Source organism: Ruegeria sp. CL5 (assembly GCF_056536485.1).
Genome location: NZ_JBQFPS010000014.1, coordinates 1 through 25,014 on the forward strand (window position 1 = coordinate 1; position 25,014 = coordinate 25,014).

General features: G+C 56.1%; 22 protein-coding genes and 1 pseudogene. 11 read left to right on the top strand and 12 right to left on the bottom strand.

Annotated elements, in window-relative coordinates; translation table 11 throughout:
• Positions 1–279: 279 nt before the first annotated feature.
• The 4 genes and pseudogenes from ACR0IU_RS19500 to ACR0IU_RS19515 form a co-directional block, all read right to left on the bottom strand.
• Positions 280–771: an ectoine synthase gene (locus ACR0IU_RS19500; protein ID WP_480717398.1), complete on the bottom strand. Its 492-nt coding sequence runs from the start codon at positions 769–771 to the stop codon at positions 280–282.
• Positions 772–789: 18 nt separating this feature from the next.
• A pseudogene (locus ACR0IU_RS19505) lies at positions 790–1,293 on the bottom strand (SDR family oxidoreductase).
• Between the two features lie 37 nt (positions 1,294–1,330).
• Positions 1,331–2,086: a truncated hemoglobin gene (locus ACR0IU_RS19510; RefSeq protein WP_480717399.1), complete on the bottom strand. Its 756-nt coding sequence runs from the start codon at positions 2,084–2,086 to the stop codon at positions 1,331–1,333.
• Between the two features lie 58 nt (positions 2,087–2,144).
• On the bottom strand, positions 2,145–3,266 hold the full coding sequence (locus ACR0IU_RS19515; RefSeq protein WP_480717479.1) for an NAD(P)/FAD-dependent oxidoreductase: 1,122 nt from the start codon (positions 3,264–3,266) through the stop codon (positions 2,145–2,147).
• A 41-nt stretch (positions 3,267–3,307) separates the two neighbouring features.
• Between ACR0IU_RS19515 and ACR0IU_RS19520 the strand changes: the two genes are divergently transcribed.
• Positions 3,308–3,661, top strand: coding sequence for a winged helix-turn-helix transcriptional regulator (locus tag ACR0IU_RS19520; RefSeq protein WP_010442661.1), 354 nt, complete (start codon positions 3,308–3,310; stop codon positions 3,659–3,661).
• A 104-nt stretch (positions 3,662–3,765) separates the two neighbouring features.
• On the opposite strand, the gene ACR0IU_RS19525 is transcribed toward ACR0IU_RS19520, so the two are convergent.
• A complete protein-coding gene (locus tag ACR0IU_RS19525) occupies positions 3,766–4,779 on the bottom strand; it encodes a LacI family DNA-binding transcriptional regulator (protein WP_480717400.1) in 1,014 nt (337 codons plus the stop codon).
• Positions 4,780–4,883: 104 nt separating this feature from the next.
• On the opposite strand from ACR0IU_RS19525, the gene ACR0IU_RS19530 reads away from it, so the two are divergent.
• The 4 genes from ACR0IU_RS19530 (at position 4,884) to ACR0IU_RS19545 (ending at position 10,851) form a co-directional block, all read left to right on the top strand.
• The gene (locus ACR0IU_RS19530) at positions 4,884–7,205 is read left to right on the top strand and encodes a DUF1989 domain-containing protein (RefSeq protein WP_480717401.1); all 2,322 of its coding nucleotides are present in this window, start codon (positions 4,884–4,886) and stop codon (positions 7,203–7,205) included.
• Positions 7,206–7,240: 35 nt separating this feature from the next.
• A complete protein-coding gene (locus tag ACR0IU_RS19535; protein WP_480717402.1) occupies positions 7,241–8,209 on the top strand; it encodes an ABC transporter substrate-binding protein in 969 nt (322 codons plus the stop codon).
• Between the two features lie 64 nt (positions 8,210–8,273).
• Entirely contained in the window at positions 8,274–9,323 is a 1,050-nt protein-coding gene (locus ACR0IU_RS19540; RefSeq protein WP_480717403.1) for a quaternary amine ABC transporter ATP-binding protein, read from the top strand.
• A 10-nt stretch (positions 9,324–9,333) separates the two neighbouring features.
• Positions 9,334–10,851 (top strand): ABC transporter permease, encoded by a 1,518-nt coding sequence (locus tag ACR0IU_RS19545; RefSeq protein ID WP_480717404.1) that lies wholly within the window; start codon positions 9,334–9,336, stop codon positions 10,849–10,851.
• 419 nt (positions 10,852–11,270) lie between these two features.
• Here ACR0IU_RS19545 and ACR0IU_RS19550 read toward each other — a convergent pair whose 3' ends face one another.
• The 7 genes from ACR0IU_RS19550 to ACR0IU_RS19580 are packed head-to-tail and all read right to left on the bottom strand — an operon-like array spanning position 11,271 to position 17,788.
• Positions 11,271–12,335, bottom strand: coding sequence for an ABC transporter ATP-binding protein (locus tag ACR0IU_RS19550; RefSeq protein ID WP_480717405.1), 1,065 nt, complete (start codon positions 12,333–12,335; stop codon positions 11,271–11,273).
• Positions 12,335–13,120 (bottom strand): ABC transporter permease, encoded by a 786-nt coding sequence (locus ACR0IU_RS19555; protein WP_170477118.1) that lies wholly within the window; start codon positions 13,118–13,120, stop codon positions 12,335–12,337. Before ACR0IU_RS19555 ends, ACR0IU_RS19550 begins: the two co-directional genes overlap by 1 nt.
• Complete coding sequence (locus tag ACR0IU_RS19560) at positions 13,117–13,980, bottom strand: ABC transporter permease (protein WP_170477115.1); 864 nt, start codon at positions 13,978–13,980, stop codon at positions 13,117–13,119. Before ACR0IU_RS19560 ends, ACR0IU_RS19555 begins: the two co-directional genes overlap by 4 nt.
• Positions 13,981–14,008: 28 nt before the next feature.
• Complete coding sequence (locus ACR0IU_RS19565; protein ID WP_480714711.1) at positions 14,009–15,049, bottom strand: ABC transporter substrate-binding protein; 1,041 nt, start codon at positions 15,047–15,049, stop codon at positions 14,009–14,011.
• A 41-nt stretch (positions 15,050–15,090) separates the two neighbouring features.
• Positions 15,091–16,023, bottom strand: coding sequence for a PfkB family carbohydrate kinase (locus tag ACR0IU_RS19570; RefSeq protein WP_480717406.1), 933 nt, complete (start codon positions 16,021–16,023; stop codon positions 15,091–15,093).
• Positions 16,020–17,045 (bottom strand): ADP-ribosylglycohydrolase family protein, encoded by a 1,026-nt coding sequence (locus ACR0IU_RS19575; protein WP_480717407.1) that lies wholly within the window; start codon positions 17,043–17,045, stop codon positions 16,020–16,022. The genes ACR0IU_RS19570 and ACR0IU_RS19575 overlap by 4 nt, the downstream gene beginning before the upstream one ends.
• A gap of 5 nt (positions 17,046–17,050) precedes the next feature.
• Positions 17,051–17,788: a GntR family transcriptional regulator gene (locus ACR0IU_RS19580; protein WP_480717408.1), complete on the bottom strand. Its 738-nt coding sequence runs from the start codon at positions 17,786–17,788 to the stop codon at positions 17,051–17,053.
• Positions 17,789–17,954: 166 nt separating this feature from the next.
• On the opposite strand from ACR0IU_RS19580, the gene ACR0IU_RS19585 reads away from it, so the two are divergent.
• The 6 genes from ACR0IU_RS19585 to ACR0IU_RS19610 are packed head-to-tail and all read left to right on the top strand — an operon-like array spanning position 17,955 to position 25,010.
• Positions 17,955–18,782, top strand: coding sequence for an FAD binding domain-containing protein (locus ACR0IU_RS19585; RefSeq protein WP_480717409.1), 828 nt, complete (start codon positions 17,955–17,957; stop codon positions 18,780–18,782).
• The gene (locus ACR0IU_RS19590) at positions 18,782–21,517 is read left to right on the top strand and encodes a molybdopterin-dependent oxidoreductase (RefSeq protein WP_480717410.1); all 2,736 of its coding nucleotides are present in this window, start codon (positions 18,782–18,784) and stop codon (positions 21,515–21,517) included. Before ACR0IU_RS19585 ends, ACR0IU_RS19590 begins: the two co-directional genes overlap by 1 nt.
• Positions 21,517–23,001 carry a 6-hydroxynicotinate reductase gene (locus ACR0IU_RS19595; RefSeq protein ID WP_480717411.1) on the top strand — a complete coding sequence of 495 codons (1,485 nt, stop codon included), beginning with the start codon at positions 21,517–21,519 and terminating at the stop codon, positions 22,999–23,001. The genes ACR0IU_RS19590 and ACR0IU_RS19595 overlap by 1 nt, the downstream gene beginning before the upstream one ends.
• Positions 22,998–23,861, top strand: coding sequence for a UPF0280 family protein (locus tag ACR0IU_RS19600; RefSeq protein WP_480717412.1), 864 nt, complete (start codon positions 22,998–23,000; stop codon positions 23,859–23,861). The genes ACR0IU_RS19595 and ACR0IU_RS19600 overlap by 4 nt, the downstream gene beginning before the upstream one ends.
• Complete coding sequence (locus ACR0IU_RS19605) at positions 23,848–24,429, top strand: amino acid synthesis family protein (RefSeq protein WP_480717413.1); 582 nt, start codon at positions 23,848–23,850, stop codon at positions 24,427–24,429. The genes ACR0IU_RS19600 and ACR0IU_RS19605 overlap by 14 nt, the downstream gene beginning before the upstream one ends.
• On the top strand, positions 24,426–25,010 hold the full coding sequence (locus ACR0IU_RS19610; RefSeq protein WP_480717414.1) for an amino acid synthesis family protein: 585 nt from the start codon (positions 24,426–24,428) through the stop codon (positions 25,008–25,010). The genes ACR0IU_RS19605 and ACR0IU_RS19610 overlap by 4 nt, the downstream gene beginning before the upstream one ends.
• The last annotated feature ends 4 nt before the right edge of the window (positions 25,011–25,014 follow it).

Consider the following 25,014-nt stretch of genomic DNA (forward strand, 5'->3'; position numbering starts at 1 on the left):
GATCGTGGTAACTTGCATGGGGTGGCTCCTCTCAAAAGCAGATTTAGACACCTGCACTATGGCGCATTGCGACGCCGCTAGAAGCAGGAGCAATCCACCCCTTCAGCAATGCTGCAATTGAACTTGAATCACGGCGGATTGCCGGACAAATCGTTTCGCACGGCATGGCTTTCTTAAGGGCCAATATCGTCGCTATCTCGTGGTGGCACGGCAACGGGAGGAAACCACCATGGTACAGATGTCGGGTGTAAATCGTGTTTAAAGTCGGGTAGTAACAATTCATTTGCATAGGGCCAAAGGCAGAGTCCTGAGCCTACTACCCAGATGATCGGTGCCAGACCGAGCTACAGGCTGTCGCGTGCGCAAGAATGTTATTTTGTCTTGGTAATCGGCCGGCACATAGCTTCCGTCTTCGCGGTGTATTTCGCGGCCGCTGAGCGACAGATTGAATACGCAATCCAGCCGCAGGTCAGCGTCTGTTGCGCGAATCACGTGCCGATCATGTTGATCCAATGCGTATAGGGTAAATGGCTCAACTGGATACCAAGTACCATCTTCAGACGACCTGATCTGCCCTTTGCCTTCGATACAATAACACGCCTCTAAGTGATGGATGTATTCAAGCTCGAGCTCTGCTCCTGTATTTTTGATCGTATCCGTGAGCGAAAATCCCATACCGTCAGAGGCAAGCAATAGCGTTCTGCTATTCCAACTCGGGCCAGAAACGTCCCGTTCTGAGCCTAAGATTTCTTTGAGTACTGTTACAATCATACTTCAACGCTTTTTTTGCTATCGCACCGCCCGGTTCATGCCGCCATCGGACAGTATACTCTGAGCGTTAACATACCGGGCCCCACCGCTGGCGAGAAACACGCAAGATTGCCCAATTTCTTCGAATGTTGAGGGCCGCTGAGCGGGGATTTCCCGACGGGCCCGTTCTTACAAGTTCACGTTCTCGCAAAATCCCGGCAGCAGGTTGTTCACGCGAGTGTTGTGCCGCGCGTAACGGTCCCCATAGAGCTTTGAGAAACTGTGTAGTGCGCCGCGCAGCATGCTCATCGGATAGGGCGCGCGCGGCTCGATTGTGTTCATGGACGAGATGTTTACGAAAGCACCGTCACCTTGCTCGATCAGTATTGGCGTTACAATATGGCAATTTTTGATGACGTTCAGCACATACATGTCCAAACTTTCGTGCCACAGTTTGTCGCTGAGCTCCAGAAGCGGCCCATCAAAATCGTGATCGAATCCTACTGATTTGATCGATTCTGTTACTTTGCCACCGTGGCTCATATTGCTGACGATTGGTGTCTAGCTTGGATTGCAGGCGTCACATCATCAACGCTTTTTCAACAAGCGCCTGTTTGTCCGGATATTGGGACACGTCCACACCGTGCTCAGCCAGCGCGTCGCTTAGCTCTTGCGTGCTCAAATTTTCGATTGCTGCGGTCGTCATTCTCAGGAAGTTTATCCGGCGCTTTAGCTGTCCGTTCGTTTCACCAAAAATGTGCCGATCCTGGAAGGCGAATTCTTCGGCGTATTTTGTCATGAAGTATGACAGGAACGTGTTGAGGCTGATCCGCACGCGTGGATCATCTGTGAGCAGGTCCGCAGAGGCATCCAACGTCTGTCTCATCAGGTTGGCCCAGCGTTCTGCCCCCTTGTCATTCATCAGAGCAATAGCGTTATGCGCGTGATGAAAGTTCAACCGAAACTCAGCGCCGTGGTAATAGGGGCCACCCCCCATGACATCGATCCACATGGATGCCTGGGTCGCAACATGGTGGTGCAATCCCCCAACCCTTTCGAAGACGGATGTGAACCAAGGCTCATCGGCAAACACGCGTTCATAGAATCTGGTGACTACGCCAACAATTGCATCTTGTCCCAAGACAGAGAATAGCTGCCAGAACTGAATCGGCTTTGAGGTGTCGCCCGGTGCAGTTAGCGAAACAACCTCTGCCATGCGGTGGGCGTCAGCGGGCAGCAGTCCATTTTCGATCGCAGCTGTGATATATGCCTGCTGAACGCGCTCACTCATATACCCCTGGCTCGTTGGAAATTTCGGAAGGTCGACACGTGTCATCAGTTTATGTCCTGGCAGTCTCTTGTCGGGAGGTGAATTGTGGGGCATTCAGTCCATCCTATCGCCCGAACGCCTTGCGATACTTCGAAATAAAAAGGTCTTTTCCCTTCATCTGGCGCGTGACCCAATCGCCAACAGTCGCAAATAGCCAGCTGTTCCCGATTTTGGGACCAAGGGGCAGTAAGATCGGGGCTTTTTTCCATGGCACATATGGCTTTAGACCCTCGATCGCCTGGCCTTTCAGTGCTTGTTTCAAGGTTTTGATCAGCCACGGATTCTGTCGGGATATTGCCACAATGGTCATACCGTCACCGATATCGGCAATGTCTCCTGCGATGAAGACGTTCGGGTGCTTGGAAGGGCGTAACCATTTGTCGGTTTGAATCCGGCCAGAAGGTGCCGTGGCGACCCCGGAAAGCGTTTGCGCCAAAGCCGTATTTGGCCTGGATCCGATCACAGGAAACACCAGATCAGCACTAATCACCCGGCCATCGGTCAATTTGACCGACCCGGCATAGGGTCTGTCCAAGTGTAGCAAGTTTTCCGTTCTTTGGCCCAGAACGATGTTCACGCCGGCGCGTTCCAGCTTGCGTTTCAACTGCGCGCCCAACTTTGCCGGGTACATTGGAAACAAAGTGTTATCTGAAGAAACCAATGTGATGTCTTTGTCGGGTTGAGCTGCGGCGATTTCCCCTGCCAACTCGGTGCCGACCGCACCTGCTCCGACGATGACAACCGACTTTGCTGACGACAATTGCAAACTAACCTCAGCACTCGCCTCGCGAAAATCCTTAATGCTGTTGCCTTCAGGTTTGAAAGGCGCGGCATAGGACGAACCTGTTGCCAGGACGATGTAATCGGCGGGATAGATGGTTCCGTCTTCTAACGTAATTTCGGATTGTGTAACCCTTGAGGCCCGACCGCGAATGACGCGTCCGCGCATCAGCAAACGATCATAGGGCAGAATGATCTGATCCAACAATTCGGGCTGCAAAAGTGCACGAATGGTCGCTGGCGGCTGCACAAAGGCTTCGCGCTGCTCGATCAGCGTAACATCAGCGTATCCATCCAATGCTTTGGCGACCTCAAAGCCAACATATCCACCGCCGACAATCACGACTTTCTTCTGGGTCATCTTCTTCCTCGTTGCGTTCCGTAAGTCTGAGGCGTAGTTAAAAATACAAGATCAAAGCGACAAGTACGGTCATATAGGATACCGCTATGGCAACGCTCGAACCAGATGAAAACTGTCTGATTGAGCCACTGATAGAGGCGATCTCGGGCAAGTGGAAACTCTTGATCATCTATTGGCTGGCGCAGGAAACCTCTCGGTTTAATCAGCTTCAGCGCAACCTCGGAAGCATCACCCACCGCACGCTTACCCGACAACTTGTTGAGCTGCAGGACGCCGGCTTTGTGTCCCGCAAGGACTTTCGGACAATCCCTCCACATGTGGAATATAGTCTGACATCATTGGGGCAAAGTCTGATCCCATTGTTGCAGGCCATGCATGAATGGGCGGCCACAAACGCGGGCAAAATGGCACATCCGAAAGACAGCAAGGAGCGCATATAGTTGCGTACATCCCTGCAGTAACTGCATCCTTCCAACGGTTGCATTCGGGACACTGAAGCCCGGTATCGAACGCGTGGGCTAATTTCTGGTCTGGAACACTTGCCTCAACAACGTTTTGTAGAGCTCCGAACAACGAGTTGTGTAAACAGCTCTTCGGATTCGGGCGCCTGATGAGATGTGATCCAGTTGGCAAGCGCATCCGCTGCGCGTTCACCCATCTGAGAAACCGGTAAATGTACGCTTGTCAGTGGCGGAACGGTCACAGACGAAGTTGGAAGATCGTCAACCCCGACCATGGAAATTTGGTCCGGGACGATGATATTTTGCGCCTGAAGACCAAGCAAAACCCCCAGGGCGACGACATCGGATAGACATAGAATTGCCGTTGGCCTGGTGCTTAGATTGCCCAAGTGTTTTGCAGCGTCTGCGCCGCCCTGATGGCTGATCTCGGTCTCGAAGGTTGAGAGCTTTCCGTCGAAGGGAAAGGCTTTGAGGCCGGTTAGGCGCGCTTGGGTACGGTCATTGTCGTTAACGGGGCCATGCACGACCGCAATGTCTCGGTGTCCGAGTTCAACAAGGTGTTGTAGGGCAAGTTGCGCCGCAGCCGCGTTGTCATACCCGATGGTCGGCAGCGGGTTTTCCGGATTAAAGAAAGACGTGACGATCGTTGGCAACGACGCCCGTTCGATCAGTTCGTGAAACGCCGGGCTGTGCGTAATGCCAGTGATGATCAGTCCTTCTGCTCCGATATCTAGCAGGCTTTTGGCTTTCTCGGCTTCGATCTCTAGGCTCGCCTCGGTTGTCGCAACGATCAGAGACAACTGATGGTCTGAAAACTTACGCTCCAGAGCAGCAAGGAAACGGGCAAAGATCGCATTGTCCAGCGTAGGCACCAAAGCCCCAACAAAGCGGGTGCGACCAGAATTGATTGCCCTGGCAGCCGCGCTAGGAACGAATTTTAGCTCGGCAATCGCGGTCTGAACTTTTTCGAGCGTTTCCTTCTTCACCACGGTCGGTTCATTCAGCACCCTGGACACCGTTGCGACGGACACGCCCGCTGCTTTTGCTACATCTCTGAGATTTGAGCGTTTTTTAGGCTCGGGGGTTTTCTGCGTCACTGATTTTAGGGCCCGTCTTGCCGATTTCTAAGTAAAGAGTTGACATATGTAACTGGTTTCATCAAGCTCTGTAACTAGTTACATTTTGGGAATCTGACTGCGCCATGCATGGGTCTACGGTTTTACATACTTTTACTAACACGGGGTACGACGGCCCCGGTCGCCGGTTCCCGGGCTTCCCAAATGCCCTTGACGCACGCACGCATGTCCTGTCTCCGCGCGAGGCGGTAAAGCTGTCGATCAAATCCGGAGATTTGCTGTCAGTAGAAGGGGCTGGTTCACTGCAGCCATTGGATCTTGCTGCTTTGGCAGAGGGTGGGCAGCCGATGCTTGCGGCACTTGGGCTGAGCCAAACCGGGTTGGTTGAATGGGACGGTTTTGACAGTGCCCGGTTCTCGGGTTGGATAGCAGCGCGGGATGGGGATCAGCGGGTTCCTTGTTACAGATTTGATCAATCATCCGAGCCAGTGATTATACGTGCCAGTCAGACGATGACGGTCTGGTTGATCCGACCCGTCGGAGTTGCCGGGCTAATCGAAGGCTCAGGCGCCGGAATTGTGACGGTTCTGCACAAGCCCGCAGCCAAACGTGATGTGCAATTGCCGCCTTTGCTGGGTGATACACGAGACGAGTTCACCGTCCCTCGCGGCAGCGCCATGGCGTATGAGCTTAAAGCTGGCGAATTTGTTCAAATCATCGATGTTGAAGGCCAGCAATGTTCCGATTTCATGGCGTTGCGGGCAGATGGCCTGGACCGTGGCGAGGAATGGATGATCGACTCCACTGCCACTCGGTCCATGGTTAGACGGGCTTTTCCCGGTCCCGGTTTGCTGGATAAATTCTTTGATCGCGATATGCGCCCGTTACTGAATGTGGTTCAGGACACTTGTGGTCAACACGATACATTCGGTCTGGCGTGCACCGCTCGCGGTTATGAAGAGAGAGGCTTTCCCGGCCATCTAAACTGTTCCGACAACATGACCAATGCTCTGGTGCCCTACGGTGTCAAAAAGCGGACCGCTTGGCCCGCAATCAATTTCTTCTGGAGCACGTGGGTTGACCCGGCTTCGCATCATATCCTGACTGAAGAATCCCGTTCGCGCCCCGGTGATTATGTTGCCATGCGAGCGTTGGAGGATTTGGTCTGCACCTCGACCGCCTGTCCAGACGACATTGATCCGATCAACGGCTGGAACCCGACGGATGTGCATGTACGTATCTACCGCCCTGAAACACCGATCCGCCGTGCGGTTGCCTATCGCGAAAAGGAAGACGCCCTCATGTCGATCAGCCAGGAGTCCGCTTTTCATGACCGTCTGGCCCCGCTGACCCAGCATTTCGCGCCAGCGCGTGATCTATGGGCACCGGTCAGTTACCCGGCCCATGGTACTTTGGGTGAATATTGGGCCTGCCGCGAGGCTTTGACAGTGCAGGACATGAGCGGTCTGCGCAAATTCGACATCGTCGGCCCGGATGCCGAGGCGCTGCTGCAACTGGCCACCACTCGAAACGTGGCGAAACTGCCGGTTTGGCGTGGATCTTACACGCTGATGTGCGACGAAAGTGGATCGGTCATTGACGATGGCACCCTGTTCCGTCTGGCACCCGAAATTTTCCGTTGGTGCTGCGGATCCGAGGAAAGCGGGCGGGTGTTGCAGGAACTGGCAGACGCGCGCGGCTTGCAAGTACGGGTCCACGCATTGCGCGGAACGATGCCAAACCTGGCTATTCAAGGGCCGAAATCGCGCGACTTGCTACGCAAGATCGCTTTTACCCAACCGCATGTACCCAGCTTGGATCATCTAAAATGGTTCGGTGTCACCGTCGCACGGCTGAACGATCGCGAAGGTGCGCCGTTCATGCTGTCGCGATCGGGCTATACCGGCGAATTAGGGTATGAAGTTTTCTGCTCAAAATCCGATGCTGTCGCGATCTGGGATGCGGTAATGGCAGCCGGCGAAGAGTTCGGGATCGCCCCAATGGGTTCAGCCGCACTAGACATCATCCGGATCGAGGCAGGTCTAGCCGCGGCAAACGCCGAATTCGCACCGGGCGTCGATGCGTTCGAGGCTGGATTGGGCTTTGCGGTCGATCTGACCAAGTCTGACTTCACCGGCAAGTCGGCTCTGCAACGCAACGCACGCGACCCGCGCCGGGTGCTCAAAGGGCTGCTGATCGGTTGTGATGACGTGCCAGCCCACGGTGCCCCGGTCTATGCAGGAGAACGGCAGGTGGGTGTGGTGACCTCGGCTATACGTTCACCGATGCTGGAGCATGCGATTGCGATGGCCCGATTGTCGGTCGAGCAGGCGGAAAACGGCACTCAATTGGAGATCGGACAGCTCGACGGACGGATGAAACGCCTGTGCGCGACGGTCTCGGACATTCCATTCATAGACCCGCAACGCAAGCGGGCGCGCGCCTGATGGCGCATGCAACTCAACGAAACGGGAGAATTAATATGAAAAAAGGAATGCTAACAGCAGCATTGACCCTGACTTTGGGCGCGACAACCGCGATCGCGCAGGACAAAGTGATGGTCGGTGAACCCAGCTGGCCCGGTGCCAAGATTATGAGCCGCGTCATTGGTCAGGTTATCGAAACACGTCTAGGCGGCGAGGTTGGCTATGCGCCTGGCGCCAATGCGGTGATCTTTGCAGCGATGGATGGCGGGCGTGGAGATATCGACGTGCACCCGGATGTCTGGCTGCCGAACCAGTCGTCCTTCACCGACGAGTATGTCGATCAGAAGGGCACCGTCGCGCTGTCTTCTGGCAGCTACGAGGGGCGCGCCGGCATCTGCGTGCCGAACTATATGGTTGAGGATCACAACATTCGTTCAATCTACGATCTGGCTACCCCAATGGCGCAAGAGCTCTTCGACTCGGATGGTGACGGCATGGGTGAGGTTTGGGTTGGTGCTTCGGGCTGGGCTTCGACCAACACATTCAAAGTGCGGGTGCGGGACTATGGGATCGAGACCTTCCTGACACCAACGACCGAGGATGAAACCGTGTTCTATTCGCGCTTGAAGGACCAGGTTGACCAACAGAAGGGTGCGGCGTTCTACTGCTATGCGCCGCATTACGTGCATGCTTTGTATGATGTGACAATTCTGGAAGAACCCGACCATGATGCGACCACCTACAAGATGGTGCAGCCCGATCAGGACGCGGATTGGTTCAACAAGTCCCATATCAGCACCGGTGAACCGGTCAAGACTGTGACCGTCGCCCATTCCAAATCGCTTGAGCAGCGCAACCCGGCAGCGGCGTCCTTTCTGGCCAATATCGACATGGATGCCGGTGAGCTGAGCGGCCTGACTTACGAGGTCGTGGTCAAAGGGCGTGACACAGACGAGGTCGTGGCCGAGTGGATCGCCGCCAATGGCGATACCGTCGACAGCTGGCTTGGTCTGACCACCAACTAAAACCTGTGCGCCCCCGATGATTTCGGGGGCGTTGCTCGATTCATTCAACTGCGGTGGGGCCAGTATGACAGCGGATATCGCAATCGACGCAAAAGGCGTTTGGAAGGTTTTTGGTGCGCGGTCGCAGGAAGCTTTGCAAGCCATCCACAGCGAGGGGCTGAGCAAGGCCGAAGTGCTGGAGCGCTTCAACTGCGTTGTCGGCGTCGCCGATGCAAGTTTCGAAATCGAGCGGGGTGAGTTGTTCTGCGTCATGGGCTTATCGGGTTCGGGCAAGTCGACCCTTGTGCGCCATGTGAATCGCCTGTTGGAGCCCACTGACGGCCATATCTATCTGGATGGCGAGGACGTGATGGGCCTGAATGATGAGGGCCTGCGCGACCTGCGCAACCGGCGCGTCGCTATGGTGTTCCAGAACTTCGGCCTGATGCCCCACCGTACTGTCCGCGACAACGTAGCGATGCCGCTGGAAATCCGAGGCACCGGAAAGGCGCGCCGCTGGGAAGAAGCGGACCGGGTGCTGGAACTCGTCGAGCTCAACGGTTGGGAAGACAAATATGCGCATGAGCTGTCGGGCGGTATGCAGCAACGTGTGGGTCTGGCCCGTGCCATCGCCGCCGACCCCGAGATATTGCTGATGGACGAGCCGTTCTCGGCCCTCGACCCGCTGATCCGAAAGCAGTTGCAGGACCAGTTCATGGATCTCAGCCACAAGCTGAACAAAACCACGATGTTCATCACCCACGATCTAGATGAAGCGATCCGCATCGGCGATCGTATCGCGATCATGAAGGATGGGCGCATTGTGCAGATCGGTACGCCGGAAGAGATCATCCTCAACCCCACCGATGACTATGTGGCCGACTTTGTGGCAGGGATTTCCAAACTCAACATGATCTTCGCCCATGCGGTGATGAAACCGGTCGAAGAGTTCGAGGCGCATCACGGCGAAGTGCCCGAAGATGCCAAAGAGGCGCATCCGGACATGGATTTGTCCGATCTGATGAACCTCTGCGTTGATGGTCATGGAGTTGTAGCCGTCACTCAGGATGGCAAGACCGTGGGTGTTATCAACCGAGCGGGTCTGATCCGCGCGATTCAGGACAGTCAAGCCTAAGGGGACCGCTATGAAACATGTTGATACACAACAGATCCAACCGGAAACCGCCGACCGCCTGAATGGCTTGATCGGAGATTTCGTGGGGCAGGGGCAGTCCTATTACCAAAAGACCTTCGCCTACATGATGCAGGCCCCCGGCTACCGTTTTACGCTGAACAAAGCTGCTGCAATTTTGGGTCCGATATGGTTCGGGGCGCGGGGGCTGTGGTCGTGGTTCCTTGGGTTTTTGGTGTTGGAAACGCTTGCCTTTATCCAAATCGGTCTGGGCTTGTTCGGTGATCTGGGCCGTGAGTTTCGGGAACGCGCGGAACAGATTGAGCAGACATTGGAGCTGCGCCGCCAGCAAATTGCAGCGGCAGAGCAATCCGGTTCAACCACTTTGGAGTCATTGAAGCGCGCCGCGGAATCGCTTGAGGGTGCATTGGCAGGCGCGCAGGAGGCCGCACGTTCAGCGGATTCGACAGGATTCACCTATCTGGTTATCGGGATCGTCCTTCTGCTGGCGTTTAAGTTCCTGGCCGCCTCGTTGGCCAACTGGACGCTTGAAGGGCAGTTCGCGCGCTGGCGTTCGGACCCGAGCGTAGCGCATGGCTGGTCGCTGCCTCGAGTAGTCGTCGCGACGGCGCTGACCGCCGTGGTAGTAATCTTGTCGATGATCAAGTTCGCGCAACCCGATGCGCTAGCAGTACTCAAAACTTTCCCAACCAACCGGGACTGGCGTTTGAACGTCGGCGATGGCGTACAAGCAGTGTTTGAATGGACTAAAACCGCCGGGCGCGGCTTCTTCGATGGGCTGACCTTTGGGATGCGCACCCTGCTGGACTGGATTGAGGTAGTGCTGGTCGATACGCCGTGGCCGGTCGTGGCACTGGTGATTATCATGCTGGCCTATCTCTCTGCCGGACCGCGCGTGGCAATCTTCACCGGTGCGGCGCTGGCCTATCTGGGCCTGTTGGATTTCTGGGAAAAAGCGATGACCACGATTGCCCTGCTGGGCGCTGCGGCGTTGATCTCGATCACGCTAGGTATCCCGCTGGGCATCTATTGTGCGCGCCGCCCGCGGGCGTTTGCAATCGTGCGACCGATTTTGGATTTCATGCAGTCGATGCCGTCGTTCGTCTACTTGATCCCGGTCGTGGCCTTTATCGGATCAGGCAAGCCAGCGGGCGTGGTCGCTACAATGATCTTTGGCAGCCCCCCGGTGATCCGTTTTACCGTTCTTGGCCTGCAGCAAGTCCCCGAAACCGTGCGGGAGGCCGCATTAGCCTTCGGAGCGACGCCCCGGTATCTGCTATGGAGGGTAGATCTGCCCCTAGCGCACAAGACTATCATGGCGGGTGTGAATCAGACTATCCTGATGTCTCTTGCGATGGTGGTCGTTGCCTCGCTGATCGGTGCAAAAGGCTTGGGCGAGGACGTGCTGGAGGCACTTCAATATGCCGCTGCAGGACAAGGAATTCTGGCTGGATTGGCGATCCTGTTCTGCGCGCTCATCCTGGATCGGATTGTGGCTGGAAGAAAATGACGAATACGTCAAGCGCACGATCACTCGACAGTATTTCGAGGTGGGCGATGCAGATTTGTTCGCAGATGTCACGGTCTCGTTTGAACCCCTAGTTTGAGCAAGCTCACTGGCCTGGGCATGTGGGCGGCGCAGGCACCTACAAGGTGACAGGCTATGTTGTTCTACTAATCTGATTGAAGCTGGTTCGAATTGTTTTCCAACCCGGTGGCAGCGCAGATCCAGTGCTGCATATATTGGATTGATGTTTGAACCCAGATCGCCGGACTATTAATCGCATTCGCCACCCAGTGAGGCGTCATTCAATTAGTAGGCTGATCCGGTCGCGTGCAGTCACTTCGTTTATCACGAGGTCAACGTACGTCAGGCCGTGTTTGTCGTAGCGCCACGAACGAGGGTTTTCGAACTTGATCTTGCTCGGCTCAGTTGGGATCGAACCCAACTGATCCTTCTGGAACGACAATCGTGTGCTCAGGTTTCCAGCTCAGCCATATTTCGCCACCTTCGGGCAACTCCGGGATGTCCTGATCGCGCGCAATGACTTTGAAGGTGTTGTCGTTGTGTTTCAGGACGCAGGTCGCCATCGCTCCGGCGAAGATGCGACGGACCAGCGTGGCGGGGAGTTTTGAGATCTCGTCGCCGTCAGGCTCTGAGATAGATATGCTCATGTTCTCGGGTCTGACGGCCAGCGTCGACTGCGGTGTCGCGCTGAGTGGTAATTTGATATCCGCACCGCCAGAATTCAGAGCCAAGCCGCTTTGACCTGTAAGAATATTGGCTTCGCCCAGAAATTCGGCGGTAAACACGTCGACAGGATTGTTATAAACCTCGCGTGGCGGGCCAGCCTGTATCATCGTTCCCTGTCTGAGGATGCCGATCTTGTCTGACAAAGTAAGGGCTTCTTCCTGATCATGGGTCACAAAGATCGTTGTAATGCCAATCTCACGCTGAATACGCTTCAATTCTATCTGCATGTCGACGCGCAAAGATTTGTCCAAGGCCGATAGCGGCTCGTCCAATAGAAGCACCTTTGGATTAGTGACAATAGCCCGTGCCAATGCCACGCGCTGTCGTTGACCACCAGACAACTGATGAGGTTTGCGGTCGCCCAGTTGCCCAAGCTGTACCAGTTCCAGCGCTTCACCCACGCGGCGGCGTTCCTCGGCTGCACCTACTTTGCGTACACGCAATCCAAAACCCACATTGTCGGCGACGGTCATATTGGGAAACAGAGCATAGTTCTGGAACATCATTCCGATGTCGCGCTTTTCGACGGGAATGTGCTCGACCGACTGATCACCGATATGGATCGAACCACTGTCCGCAAAGATGAACCCGGCAATGGCACGCAGCAACGTCGTCTTACCGCTGCCTGACGGGCCGAGCAGGGCAAAAAAACCACCATCCGGAAAGTGCATGGTGACGTCGTTCAAAGCCTTGAGTGACCCGAATGTTTTGGTGACGTTTTGGACAGAAACATCGGCCATCAGCGTTCTCCTCCGAAATTTGAGAACCGGGCTGCAAACAGCATCACGGCCATCGAGATTACGATAATGATTGTCGAGATTGCATTGATTTCCGGCGTGAAGCCTTTGCGGATCGAGGTGTAGATCAGCACTGGCAACGTGCTGTCGCCGGGTTCGGAGAGGAAGTACGATACAACGAACTGGTCAAAGCTGACCGCAAAAGCGAACAGAGCACCGGCAATGATCCCCGAAGCGATCCAGGGCAGGGTCACGCGGCGGGTGACGGTCCAGCTGTCGGCACCCATGGACCTTGCGGCCTCTTCCAGTGTGGGATCAAATGTCGCCAAACGGGCGCTGACGACGACGATCACGTAAGGCAGTGCAAGCGCGACATGGCCGATCAGAACCGACGGTGTGCCGCGGCCAAGACCGACGCCATAGAAAAAGATCAGCATCGCCGTGCCCGTGATCAGCCATGGAATTGCGATCGGCGGGAACAGCATCACCTGCAGGAAGCGCTTGCCACGGAATTCGAACCGGAACAGGGCCAGCGAGGCGGCTGTGCCCAAGATGGTGGCTATCACAGTTGTAGCGAGCGCAATCAGAATTGAGCGGGTCGCGGCATTCAGAATTTCAGTATTCTGGCCCAGTTTTTCGTACCATTTTAGCGAAAATTCGAAGGGCAGTTGATAATACTGTGACGCGTTGAAGGACATGAACGCCATGACGATGATCGGGGCGTAAAGAAAGAATAGGATTAGGCCAAGCCAAACCTTACCTGCCCAGACCAGATAGGTGTTCTTCATGTCTGTGCCCTCCGTAATGCCGGGCTGGCGGTTGCCAGGATCACCAAAACCACCGCAAGCAGGATAAAGGACAAGGCAGCCCCTAAGGGCCAATTGAACACGGCCACGAACTGATCCTCAATCACGGTGCCAAAATAAGTTCCGACACGACCACCCAATATGCGTGGTTCCATGAACGAGCCGACGACAGGTACAAAAATCAGTACGGCACCGGCCAACAGCCCGGGTAGGGACAAAGGCAGGATGACGCGCCACAGGATGGTCAGTTTGTTCGCCCCCATTGACCGCGCGGCGTCGATCAGATTGTCGTCGATGGCCTGTAAGGCCAGATACGAAGTCAAGATCACGTAAGGCAGGTAAGAATGGACCAGGCCGATAACGATCGCAGGGGTCGAGAACATCAGGTTCACATCGACCTCGAACGGCAGGATCGCGTTGAGGCCGAGCTCTAGCACTCCATTTCCGCGCAGAACGATGGCCCAGGAAAATATCCGGACCAGAGAATTCGACCAGAAGGGCAGGATTACCAGAAGGAATAGTGCTTCGCGCGACTTACCCTTAATCGCCTTAGCCAGAACATAGGCGCAGGGAAAGCCAACCAGCACGGAAATCACCGTCACAGTCAGGCCCAGCTTTATGGATTTCCACAGCAGCGTTGCGTAAGTCGAGGTCTGGAAGAAGGCCTGATAGTTTTCAGATGTGTAGTGCCATTCGGCATCGCCAAAAGGCACATCGGACAAAAAGCTGAAATACAACATCGCCGACAGCGGCAAAAATATAGCCACCGTCAGCCAAATATAAGCCGGAGAAAGCAGGCTGACGATCTTGAGCCTGTTTTGTCGGGCGAGAACCGTTGACATGTCTGCTTTCTCCTTAGCGTGCCTGGGCTTATTGGGCGGCTTTCAACCCTTGCCAGAGCTCAAGGTATCTCTCGCGATTTTCATCCGAGACCGGACGCTGGAACTGGACGCGTGCCACGACTGCGGGGTCGCCCAGAACGCGTTTGTTGAAGGCGTCATCAGGCAACGCAGCGGCGGCCTTGGCATTGGCCGAAGCTGGGGCACCGCTTTCGGCCCATTTGACGTAGAACTCAGGGTCGATCATCCAATTGATAAAGGCGTGTGCAGCCTCTTTCTTGGTCGATGATGTTGGGATCGACAGACCATCCAACCAGCCGATTGCACCCTCGTCCGGCACGATGAATTGAACCGGTAGTCCGGAAGCCATCGAGCGGCTCGCAGAACCTGACCAGAAGGTCGCCACATCCAGATCGCCCGCGGCCATGAACTGGTTCCAGTCGTTCTCCGAACCCCAATAGGTTTTGATCTGAGGCATCAACTCGGCAAGTTTGGCCTCGATGGCATCGAGATCCTGGATGTCGTTGATATCCTGGCCCGTTGCGATAGCTGCGAATTGTACGGCTTCCAACGCGTCATCGCGGATCGAGACTTTGCCTTCGTGCGCCGTGTCCCAAAATACCTCAATCGACGTTGGCATCTCGTTGAATTCATTGGTGTTCACAGCAAAGGATGTCAGGCCCCAGGTCCAAGGCATTCCATGCAGCGCACCTCCGGCGTTGAGGTCCGGATTGGCGGCCAGATTTTCGGGCACGTCGCTAAAATTCGCGACCATCGAGCTGTCCACTGGCCCTATCAGCCCCTCGGCCTGCGCCTGTGGCGTAAAGGCCGCGTTGATCAGCACGACGTCATAGGCACCGGGGTTGGTCCGAAGCTTGGTCAACATCTCTTGTTCAGAATTGAAGTATTCATGAACGACGGTGTGGCCCGTTGCCTCGGTAAAGGCAGAAATGGCCCAGTCTTCGTCGGTTCCATACCCTTGCCAATTGAGAACTCGGATCTCATCGGCCAGAACGGCCGCGCCCGTTGTTGTCAAAGCAACTGTGGTTGCTAATAGGATACGTTTGTTCATTGTGATCTCCCGGTTGAATGGTCTTTAGCTTTGGTTCTCGATCAACCCGCCTCTTTCTTGTTTAGGGCGTCCGCCACGACCGCTTGGGTCGGCGCCGTTGCGGGCCCTTGTTGTGTGGTTGACAACGCCGCAGCGACATTTGCGTAAATGGCTGCTTCCTTTGGGGTATCACCGCGCGCCATTCGCGCGATGAAACTGCCAACATGGGTGTCACCAGCGCCGTTGGTGTCCACCGCTTGAACGCGGTAAGGTGGGATATGGTGAAGAGCATCGGGCCGGGCCAGAATGCAGCCGTCTTCCCCCAGTCGCACAATAGTTCCACCGTCATCAGGGCTCGTTTCAGCAAGTGCTCTGGCTGCAGCAACAGGGTCCGTGTGACCAGTCAGAACCGCAGCTTCGCGCGCATTTGCACTGATCCATGTGGCCCGTCTCAACGCCGTCTGCAGCACTTCATGTGGGAGAGAGGCGATGATGGGCGAAGGATCGAACACTAGGTTATTGATGCGGGCATCCGCAGATAACCTCTGGTGCAGCGCATCACGCGAGCCCGTGTAGTGCAGAGCGTAGCCAGACAAAAGGGTCCAATCGAATTCGGCAAAGCTGATCTGCGTTAAGTCCTCGGTAGTCACGTGCCCTTCAGCACCGTCGCTTGCCACAAAGGTCCGCTCACCCTGAGGGTCGATCATCACGGTACAGCAGCCCTGATCGCGTGTTAGGTCTTGTGCCCGCAGGAACGGGATACCTTCGGTGTTAAGACCTTCGCGAATAATCTTGGCAAATGGGCCAGATCCGATAGAACCACCATAGAATACCATCATGCCAGCGCGTTTCGCTGCCACCATGGCGTTGAACCCGCCACCAGGTGCGATGGAGAAACCCTTGACGATAGCTTCTTCACCAACCGCTGGAACAGCTTCGACCTGATAGAGCAGGTCGGCCACAACACCTGACATCTGAAGAAGCCGATTGGTCATCTTGCGGCCTCCGTCTTTGCGTCAGACGTATGGCGAAGAGAAAGCAACTGTTCCGCTATTACTTCGATGGGTAGGTTGTTGGCAGCACGAACAGGGTCGAGTACAGCGGGCGCGATGGCTTCAATTCCGGCGCATGCCCCGGCCATCGCACCGGCAATAGCGCCGATTGTATCTGTGTCGTCCCCGATATTCGCGGCAATTCGCGTGGCCTTCCAAACATCCCCCGACGCCATCCTTACGATGCCAAAGGCCGCCGGGACAGATTCATACGAAGATACAGAAGTTCCGACGATTTGCGCGAATTCTACATCGGTCAGGCCCTGATCAGCGAGATCAAGTGCGTTTGAAATCCGACGGCGCATGTTTGCTTCGCCAAACCGATGGCCGCGTTTCTGCCCTTGCTCTGCGGCGTCCAGCGCTGCGTCGAGTGCTGAGTCGAAATCAAGACCATCCACACCACAGCTGACGACAGTGGCAACAGCAGCAGCAGCGGCGATGGCTTCGCCCGTGTTATGCGTCATACGGCAGGCCAGTTCCACGCGGTCCAAGAAATTCTGCGTTGGCGAGAAATGCGTGGCGATCCCAACCGGTGCAATTCGCATCGCAGCGCCGTTTGTCGTTCCGTTGCGCCCCGTTTCGCTGGCTGGTTCTCCGTTCAGCATCGCTGCAAGAGCCGCTTTGGAAGATGGACCCAGCAGGTCGCGCAAACCACGCGCTCGGACGTCACCCTCCCAATCCAGCAGGTCTTGCGCCCAAAGCGCCTCGTCAAACCCTTCGCCATCTTTCACTAAACGTTGAGCCAACAGCAATGCCTGCTCGGTGTCATCCGTCACCTGCGCCGCCTGTAGGCCATGAGAGACCGGATGGTCGGGGTAGGGGGCGACATAAGCTGTGATCTCGCCATAATGTTGCGCTATTTCTGAGCGCGACAGCGTTTGTGAGGGCATACCCAACGCATCCCCGATGGCCATTCCGGCAAGAGCGCCGCAAGCGCGACTGAAAGCCAGTTCTCCAGTGGCCATAGCCGTCAAAACTCCATGTGCAGACCAAACAGGTCTGGGTCCAGAATGCTCTCGACAAATTCCAGGGAGTCCCCGTCGGCTGAACGGGTCAACCGGCACAGCCGCAACATCGGTTCTCCTGACACGCGCCCCATGACAGCCGCGTCTTCCGGGCTGAGCGCGGGCAAAACACGCGCCCATTCGCTACCGCCATTGACCGCCAACCCGCGACTGCGAAGCGTTTCAGTCAAAGAGCCGTTTTCCAGACCGGTCTCAATTATCTCGGAAAACTCAGAACGCCATGGGACACGGCTGCGTTCCAGCGACACTCCCTGACCGGTGTTCACACGAAAACGTAAACGATCGACCATCAGGACATCGGTGCCGACACTTTCAGGTGCGTCTGCTAAATCCATTTTACCGCGTGTCAGGCGAAGAATCCGCGTCGCAAGTTCGGTTTCACCCGAGGATAATGCAACGCTCCATCCCTTGCGGTCGTCGATCGTTTTTCCCCCGAAGGTTACAAATGATCCGATGCCGCGCCGGGTCGTGATCAGACCCTTGCGGCTGAGGATATCGAGGCTTTTGCGTATCGTGTTTCGACTGACCGAGAACCGTTTGACCAGCGCGTTCTCACTGGCCAGCGGTGCGCCTGTATCCAACCCACCTGACCGGATCTCTTCCTCGAGCATGAGTGCGATCCTGACAGATTTCGGTGCTCCGATCCGATCAGTTCTTGTTGATTCTTGTTCAAACATGTTCATGCTTGTACCTTATCCGGATTCGATTATCTGTCAACTTGGGTATACGGAGGCCCACTTGGCTCAAACTGCGGCCCATGTTTGATTGGATGTGTTCTCAGGACAGTTCTGTTGACTTTGGCAAACGTCCACACTTATCATTAGTGTGCTAATGAAAGTGGATATGTGCATGGCCTACTCACAACCAAGCTTGTTGCCTGATGCGCTGGGCATTCTTAAGCAGGCTGGGGTCCGGGTTGTTGCAGGTGGGACAGATTTCTATCCGGCGTTGAAAGCAGGCCAGCATCCCGAAAATCTGTTAGATGTAACAAGAATAGATGGGTTTTCGGACATCACGCAATCTGAAGGGGGCACAAGAATTGGTGCAGCCGTCACATGGTCGGATGTTGTTAGAACTGATCTTCCTCGGGCCTTTGATGCCTTGAAGCAGGCGGCGCGCGAGGTCGGAAGCCTGCAAATTCAAAATGCAGGTACGGTTGTCGGAAACATTTGCAACGCCTCTCCCGCCGCCGATGGTGTTCCACCTCTGCTTGCATTGAATGCTGAGGTTGAGCTGGCCAGTGCAGCAAAGGGAAAGCGTGTTCTTCCCCTCGAGGCATTTATCAGGGGTGTGCGGCAAACAGCGTTGATGGATGACGAGCTGGTGACAGCGATCATCGTGCCGAAACCCCATGCTGGCATGACGTCTGGTTTTGAAAAATTAGGGAGCCGTCGCTATTTGGTCATTTCTATTGCCATGACAGCGGCAAATGTTCTTTTGGATGCAAAGGGAAGAATAGCCGAGGCTCGCATCGCAGTAGGGTCCTGTTCCGCTGTATCGCAACGGCTTACGGCGTTAGAGGCGAGCCTGATCGGTCAGGATCCCGCTGATGTCAGGATTTCTCCGATTGATGTCGCAGCATTAACGCCGATCGATGATGTCCGAGGGACAAGTTCGTATCGGCTTGATGCAGTGCGTCATCAAATTCAGCGTGCAATTCACAAGGCGGTTTCGTGATGAACAAAGCGCTTTCAGGCACCCCGACCCCATTTCGTTTGAATGGACGTGAAGCGGCCCCATTGCTTTTCCCTGGCCAACGACTGTCCGAAGTTCTGCGCGAGGGTTTGGGGCAACGCGATGTGAAGATTGGCTGCGATGCGGGGGATTGCGGCGCGTGTACTGTACTGCTTGAGGGCGAGCCCGTTTGCGCCTGTCTGACCCCAGCACATCAGGTTGCGGGGCGAGAGGTCGAAACTGTGCAAGGATTACATGCCAATGACCCCGTGGCAGCCAAGCTGGCGCAGAGCTTTCTGGATCATGGCGCGGCGCAATGCGGGATCTGTACGCCCGGCATGATGGTATCTGCCGTTGCGCTGCTGCGAGACGTGCCCGAGCCCACCGAGGCGCAAGTGCAGGATGCTTTAGGGGGTGTGCTATGTCGCTGTACAGGTTATCGCAAAATCATCGACGCGGTGATGGGTGCGCCCTCGGTTGCTATTGCGAAAGCGGGTAAGGTGGGCGATGCGGTTCAGCATTTGGATGGGATCGAAAAAGTTTCGGCTACCGTCAAGTACGGGGATGATATTGCGCCCGTGGGGTGCCTCGAGATTTTGGTCATTCGCTCCCCCCATGCCCGCGCGGTCTTTGAAATCGGTGACCTCGAAGGGTTCGCGCAGGCGGCTGGGCTGGACGCGGTTCTGACTGCGGAAGACGTGAAGGGCCAGAACAACTTTGGCGTGATACCGGGATTTGAAGACCAGCCTGTCTTTGCCGAGCGGGAAGCGCGTTTCAGGGGAGAGGCTGTCACGGCCCTGATTGGTGCTCGGGATGTGCTTCGCGCCATCGATCCAGAAATGGTACCGATTATTTGGACCGAACTGCCTGCCTTACAAGACATGGACGCAGCCCAAGGTAAAAGAGCCGATCAACTACATGATGGCCGGGACAACAATGTGATGTGTGCTGGTTTTGTGACCTGTGGCGATCCAAATGCGGCCCTGGCACGCGCGCATGTAATCGTGGAAGGCCGGTTTGAAAGCGGCTTTGTCGAGCATGCCTATATTGAACCTGAAGCGGGTTTCGCCGAAGTCGTAAACGGTCGCGTTGAGGTGCATGCCTGCACGCAAGCCCCGGTTATGGATCTCGAAGGGCTCGAGCGTGTTCTGGGGCTTGACCGCTCGGACATACGTGTTGTGCCAACGGCCACCGGGGGCGGTTTCGGTTCCAAGTTGGATATGAGCGTACAGCCCTACCTGGCACTCGCGGCGCTGAAGACGGGCAAACCTGTGCGGCTTTGCTACACGCGTACTGAATCCATGCAATGTTCGACCAAACGGCACCCCTCAGACATCACGCTTAGGATCGGTGCTGATAAGACGGGCAAGCTCTGCGGCTTTGACTTTCGTGGCCGCTTTGACACGGGGGCTTATGCCAGTTGGGGCCCGACAGTGGCGAACAGGGTGCCGGTCCATGCTTCGGGACCGTACCGCGTGGCGGACTACATCGCGCAGGCCAAGGGTGTGCATACCAACAACCCGCCATCGGGGGCGTTTCGCGGCTTTGGTGTGCCTCAGGCAGCCATTGCACAAGAATGTCTTTTCGACGATCTGGCCGTGAAGCTGGGAATGGATGCGCTGGAGTTCCGTATTTTCAACGCTTTGGATAATGGTGTGCCGACCGTGTGCGGACAGGTGTTCGACCAGGGGGTCGGGATCAAGGCCTGCCTTGAGGCATTGCGGTTTGCCTGGACGGAAGAGCGTGCAGGTGTTGAGGCATTCAATGCACAAAATGACACTGTAAAACGCGGTGTGGGTATCGCCAGCGGATGGTATGGGTGTGGCAACACGTCTTTGCCCAACCCATCGGCCATCAAATGCGGCATTCGCGCTGATGGCACGGTGGTGCTGCATCAAGGCGCGATGGATATCGGTCAGGGGGCCAATACCGTCATCACCCAGATTTTTGCTACCGCACTTGGGGCCGAGGTGGGTCAGATTACGCTTGTAGGAGCGGATACGGATGTGACACCGGATGCGGGCAAAACCTCGGCCTCGCGCCAGACTTTTGTCTCGGGCAATGCGGCGCGGCTCTCGGGTGAGGCATTGCGGGCCATGATACTGGAGCGTCTGAACGTTGCCGAAGATGCTGCCTTGGAGTTCAGCGCCGGGGAAATTCAAGCGACTGATGCCGGGGGGGCTCGTGTTCTGGATCTTTCGGCTCTAGAAGCGGACTCGGATGGGTATGTTCTTCGCGCCGAAGAAAGCTATGATCCGCCGACAAAGCCCTTGGATAAAAACGGGCAGGGGCATCCTTACGCCCAATTCGGTTATGCCGCGCATCTGGCTGTTGTCGAAGTGGATACCGCGCTGGGCACAGTCACGCCAGTGAAATTCATTGCGGCTCATGATGTCGGTCAGGCCATCAACCCGATGCTAGTCGAAGGGCAGGTCCATGGCGGCATTGCTCAGGGTCTGGGGATGGCGCTAATGGAGGAATACATCCCGGGACGGACCGAGAACCTGCATGACTATCTGATCCCGACAATCGGTGACATCCCCCCGATTGAGACCATTATCATCGAAGAAACCGACGCGCATGGCCCGTATGGCGCCAAGGGACTGGGAGAGCATGTGTTGATCCCAACGGCACCGGCCATCCTGAACGCAATCAAACATGCAACAGGGGTACGACTTTTCAAGGGACCGGCAATCCCCTGCGTCGTCCATGCAGCCCTCAAGAAGAGTGTAACGTGATGACGGATGTTGCGAAGCCAGAAAAAATCCGCTGCGATGCCTGCCCGGTGATGTGCTATATCGCAGAAGGCAATTCCGGTGCCTGCGACCGCTATGCAAACCACGGCGGCGAACTGGTTCGCCTTGATCCGTTGACAATCATCCAAAGCGGCCAAGACCTCGTTCCGTTCATGGGCGAGGGCGCGACAGAGGAATGGGATGGCGATATCTTCAAAGGTGAGCGTCAGTTTGTGACAGCTGTAGGAGCGGGAACCACTTATCCCGACTACAAGCCTGCGCCTTTTATCGCCAGCCAAGAAGTTGAAGGTGTCGATATGGTCACGGTCGTGACCGAGGGCATCTTTAGCTATTGCGGTGTGAAGGTGAAGATCGACACTGACCGTCATATCGGCCATGAGCGAGACGTGGTGCGCGTCGACGGGGAACCGATCGGCCATGTCATGACTTCGGAATACGGCTCGAAAATGCTGTCTTTGGGTGGTGTCGAGCACCTCACGGGTGGTAGCAAGAAAGAAGGCCGAGTTACATGTGACGCCCTGCTGCGGCTGTGTAACCGAGAACCTGTCACGATGGTCATTGGCGAAGAGGATCACGCCACCGATGTTGTGGTTGAGGCGGGAAAACCGCCTATCATCAATGGCGTGACTGAAAGCTTGATGCGCGTAGGCTGCGGTTCCGCCACGATAGGCATGTTCCCGAAACAGTGGATCGGTCATGTCGACGACGTCGTGGTGGTGGATGACCACATCACTGGAGTACTCAGCGAGCACGAGACAGGCAAGCAGCTTGATGTCCCGGCAACGGGGATCAAGATCAAAGGACGGCGCTCGACGCCTGGGCGATACTTTCAAGTGGCTGAACCCGGTACAGGTTGGGGGGGGACAGATATCGAGGACCCTCTTGCGATCCTTGGCCCCTTCAACCCCAAAACAGCGTGGGAAGGCCTGCGGCTATTTATGGTGTCCACAACGGGTGAGCAGTTTTCATACTATGAACTCGACGCCGATCTTGTCCCGCAACTGCGGGATGTACCCGCGAAACTGGCGGCTTCAGCTGCGCTGATTGCAGAAAACTGCGAACCTTCGATTTGTTCAGTGCTGTTCATGGGTGGGGCAGGGGGATCGCTGCGCGCAGGCGTTACTGAGAACCCCGTACGCCTGACCAAATCGGTCAAGGACGCGCTGACCCACGTGTCTTGCGGTGGTGCAGATGCCTATGTGTGGCCCGGAGGCGGGATCACTGTAATGGTAGATGTGTTGGATATGCCCACGAATTCTTTTGGCTATGTTCCAACTCCCGCGCTTGTCGCCCCCATCGAATTTACCTTGCGTGTCAGAGATTACGCTGCCCTGGGCGGACATGTGGACCACATGCGACGCGTCAGTGACATCAATTCGGAACAGGCTCGCCACGTACGACAAAAACCTAATGCCGGGGATCCGATGGATCTTGGAAACTACAATTGGAAGGCGGACGCAGAATGAGGCCGCGCGCGCGCCTTTTGCCCGATGGCCAACGGCTGCATCTGCAGCATGGTCCCAGTGATCTGATTGTTTGGGTGGAAGGGGATCGGGATCAGGCGTATCGGGCCGCAGCAAAGCGGTTCGAAACGATCATCGCCGAAATTGTACAGGAATTGCCGGACCTTCGGGGGATGCTGTCTCCGCTAACAAAACGTCCCAACGGCACAGTTGCGCGTCGAATGCATGACGCGTGTCTGCCGTTGACTGATGTGGGGTACGTCACACGGATGGCCGCCGTGGCCGGAAGCCTCGCGGATGAGGTGCTTGCGGCAATGACCCAAAGCGCGAATATCATGCGCGCTTATGTCAACAACGGTGGAGATATTGCTCTATATCTGACCCCAGGAACGAGCTTCAATACCTCGATCCAAGCCCATGACGGCGGCGAATTGGGTCGGATTGAAGTTACGGACAAGGATCGTATCGGGGGTATTGCGACCTCTGGTCGCCACGGGCGCAGCCTGTCTCTGGGCATCGCGGACAGCGTGACGGTGCTCGCCTCATCGGCCGCTGAGGCTGACGTTGCGGCAACACTCATCGCCAATGCGGTGGACCTGCCGGGTCATCCATCGATCACACGTCGCGCCGCTTGCGATATCGACGAGAACAGTGATTTGGGGGAGTTGCCGGTCACCGTTAGCTGTGGTGCTTTGTCAGCCGAGGATTGTGAACGCGCTTTGGCCCGAGGTCTCAACCGCGCGACATCGTTTCAGGCCCTGGGACGGATCGCGTCTGCGGGTTTGTTCCTCCAAGGCCGATCTGTCACAACCGGTGCACACGCATTTTCGTTCCAACAAGAGATACAACATGTCCCAGCTTAATGTCCGGAAAACAGCCTATTCTGTCGAAGAGATTTTCCACGAAGGTGGTCCGGCCCCGGCGAGCCCCCTGCGCCGGGCGGCGGCGATTGCGATCATCGAGAACCCATTTGCCGGGCGTTACGAGCCTGATATTCAGTGGTTCATGGAGGACCTCAAGCCACTTGGTTTGCAGATGGCGAGGCGATTGGTCGAGATGCTGGATGGGGCGGACAAGATTGAAGGCTATGGCAAAGGCGCATTGATAGGTGAGGCGGGTGAGCTGGAACATGGCGCCCTGTGGCATGCTCCGGGAGGTTACGCGATGCGCGAACTTCTCAATGATTCCAACGCGATCGTACCCTCTACCAAGAAAGTCACGGGCGTTGGCGGGCGGCTCGATGTGCCGATCACCCATATAAATGCCTCTTACGTTCGAAGCCACTTTGACAGTATGGAGGTCGGCCTGAACGACGCGCCCAAAGCTCATGAAATGGCCGTCATTCTGGTCATGAGCACGGGACCACGCATCCACGACCGCGCTGGCGGCCTGGCAGCCACGGAAATCAAAGGAGAGGACGGCCTGAGATGAGCGCTAAGATTCGTAAGATCGCTGTAAACATCGAAGAAACGCATTCCGAAATCGGACGAAAGATCGACCCGGCCACCCGCAAGGCCGTCGCCGTTGCAGTAATTGAGAACCCGTTTGCGGGCACCTATTCTGAGGACTTAAGCGCGTTGATGGAGATCGGTGCAGAACTGGGCACGCTGTTGGGTCGCAAATGCGTAGAAGCCCTTGGCATCACACCAGAGCAGGCAGAGAGCTATGGCAAGTCGGCCATGGTCGGCGAAAATGGCGAGTTGGAACATGCCGCTGCGATCCTCCATCCCAAGTTGGGCGCGCCGTTGCGTAAAGAAGTGGAAAAAGGGGCCGCCTTGGTGCCGTCTTCGAAAAAGATGGGTTCGCCCGGTCAGGTGCTAGATGTGCCGCTTGGGCACAAGGACGCAGCCTATGTGCGCAGCCACTTTGACGGCATCGAAGTACGGCTGAACGATGCGCCGCGCGCAAATGAAATCATGGTGGCCGTGGCCGTGACCGACAGCGGGCGGCCATTACCCCGTGTTGGTGGCTTGACCCACGATGAAGCAGAAGGCAAAGACGGGCTTCGTTAGGAGC

Bases quoted from the DNA above. Each gene is read 5' to 3' on its own strand.
- ACR0IU_RS19555 (WP_170477118.1), bottom strand. From the start codon at position 13,120: ATGAAGAACACCTATCTGGTCTGGGCAGGTAAGGTTTGGCTTGGCCTA.
- ACR0IU_RS19610 (WP_480717414.1), top strand. From the start codon at position 24,426: ATGAGCGCTAAGATTCGTAAGATCGCTGTAAACATCGAAGAAACGCAT.
- ACR0IU_RS19520 (WP_010442661.1), top strand. From the start codon at position 3,308: ATGGCAACGCTCGAACCAGATGAAAACTGTCTGATTGAGCCACTGATA.
- ACR0IU_RS19550 (WP_480717405.1), bottom strand. From the start codon at position 12,335: ATGGCCGATGTTTCTGTCCAAAACGTCACCAAAACATTCGGGTCACTC.
- ACR0IU_RS19585 (WP_480717409.1), top strand. From the start codon at position 17,955: ATGGCCTACTCACAACCAAGCTTGTTGCCTGATGCGCTGGGCATTCTT.
- ACR0IU_RS19575 (WP_480717407.1), bottom strand. From the start codon at position 17,045: ATGGCCACTGGAGAACTGGCTTTCAGTCGCGCTTGCGGCGCTCTTGCC.
- ACR0IU_RS19530 (WP_480717401.1), top strand. From the start codon at position 4,884: ATGCATGGGTCTACGGTTTTACATACTTTTACTAACACGGGGTACGAC.
- ACR0IU_RS19545 (WP_480717404.1), top strand. From the start codon at position 9,334: ATGAAACATGTTGATACACAACAGATCCAACCGGAAACCGCCGACCGC.
- ACR0IU_RS19535 (WP_480717402.1), top strand. From the start codon at position 7,241: ATGAAAAAAGGAATGCTAACAGCAGCATTGACCCTGACTTTGGGCGCG.
- ACR0IU_RS19565 (WP_480714711.1), bottom strand. From the start codon at position 15,049: ATGAACAAACGTATCCTATTAGCAACCACAGTTGCTTTGACAACAACG.
- ACR0IU_RS19560 (WP_170477115.1), bottom strand. From the start codon at position 13,980: ATGTCAACGGTTCTCGCCCGACAAAACAGGCTCAAGATCGTCAGCCTG.
- ACR0IU_RS19600 (WP_480717412.1), top strand. From the start codon at position 22,998: ATGAGGCCGCGCGCGCGCCTTTTGCCCGATGGCCAACGGCTGCATCTG.
- ACR0IU_RS19500 (WP_480717398.1), bottom strand. From the start codon at position 771: ATGATTGTAACAGTACTCAAAGAAATCTTAGGCTCAGAACGGGACGTT.
- ACR0IU_RS19540 (WP_480717403.1), top strand. From the start codon at position 8,274: ATGACAGCGGATATCGCAATCGACGCAAAAGGCGTTTGGAAGGTTTTT.
- ACR0IU_RS19510 (WP_480717399.1), bottom strand. From the start codon at position 2,086: ATGACACGTGTCGACCTTCCGAAATTTCCAACGAGCCAGGGGTATATG.
- ACR0IU_RS19595 (WP_480717411.1), top strand. From the start codon at position 21,517: ATGACGGATGTTGCGAAGCCAGAAAAAATCCGCTGCGATGCCTGCCCG.
- ACR0IU_RS19605 (WP_480717413.1), top strand. From the start codon at position 23,848: ATGTCCCAGCTTAATGTCCGGAAAACAGCCTATTCTGTCGAAGAGATT.
- ACR0IU_RS19590 (WP_480717410.1), top strand. From the start codon at position 18,782: ATGAACAAAGCGCTTTCAGGCACCCCGACCCCATTTCGTTTGAATGGA.
- ACR0IU_RS19570 (WP_480717406.1), bottom strand. From the start codon at position 16,023: ATGACCAATCGGCTTCTTCAGATGTCAGGTGTTGTGGCCGACCTGCTC.
- ACR0IU_RS19580 (WP_480717408.1), bottom strand. From the start codon at position 17,788: ATGAACATGTTTGAACAAGAATCAACAAGAACTGATCGGATCGGAGCA.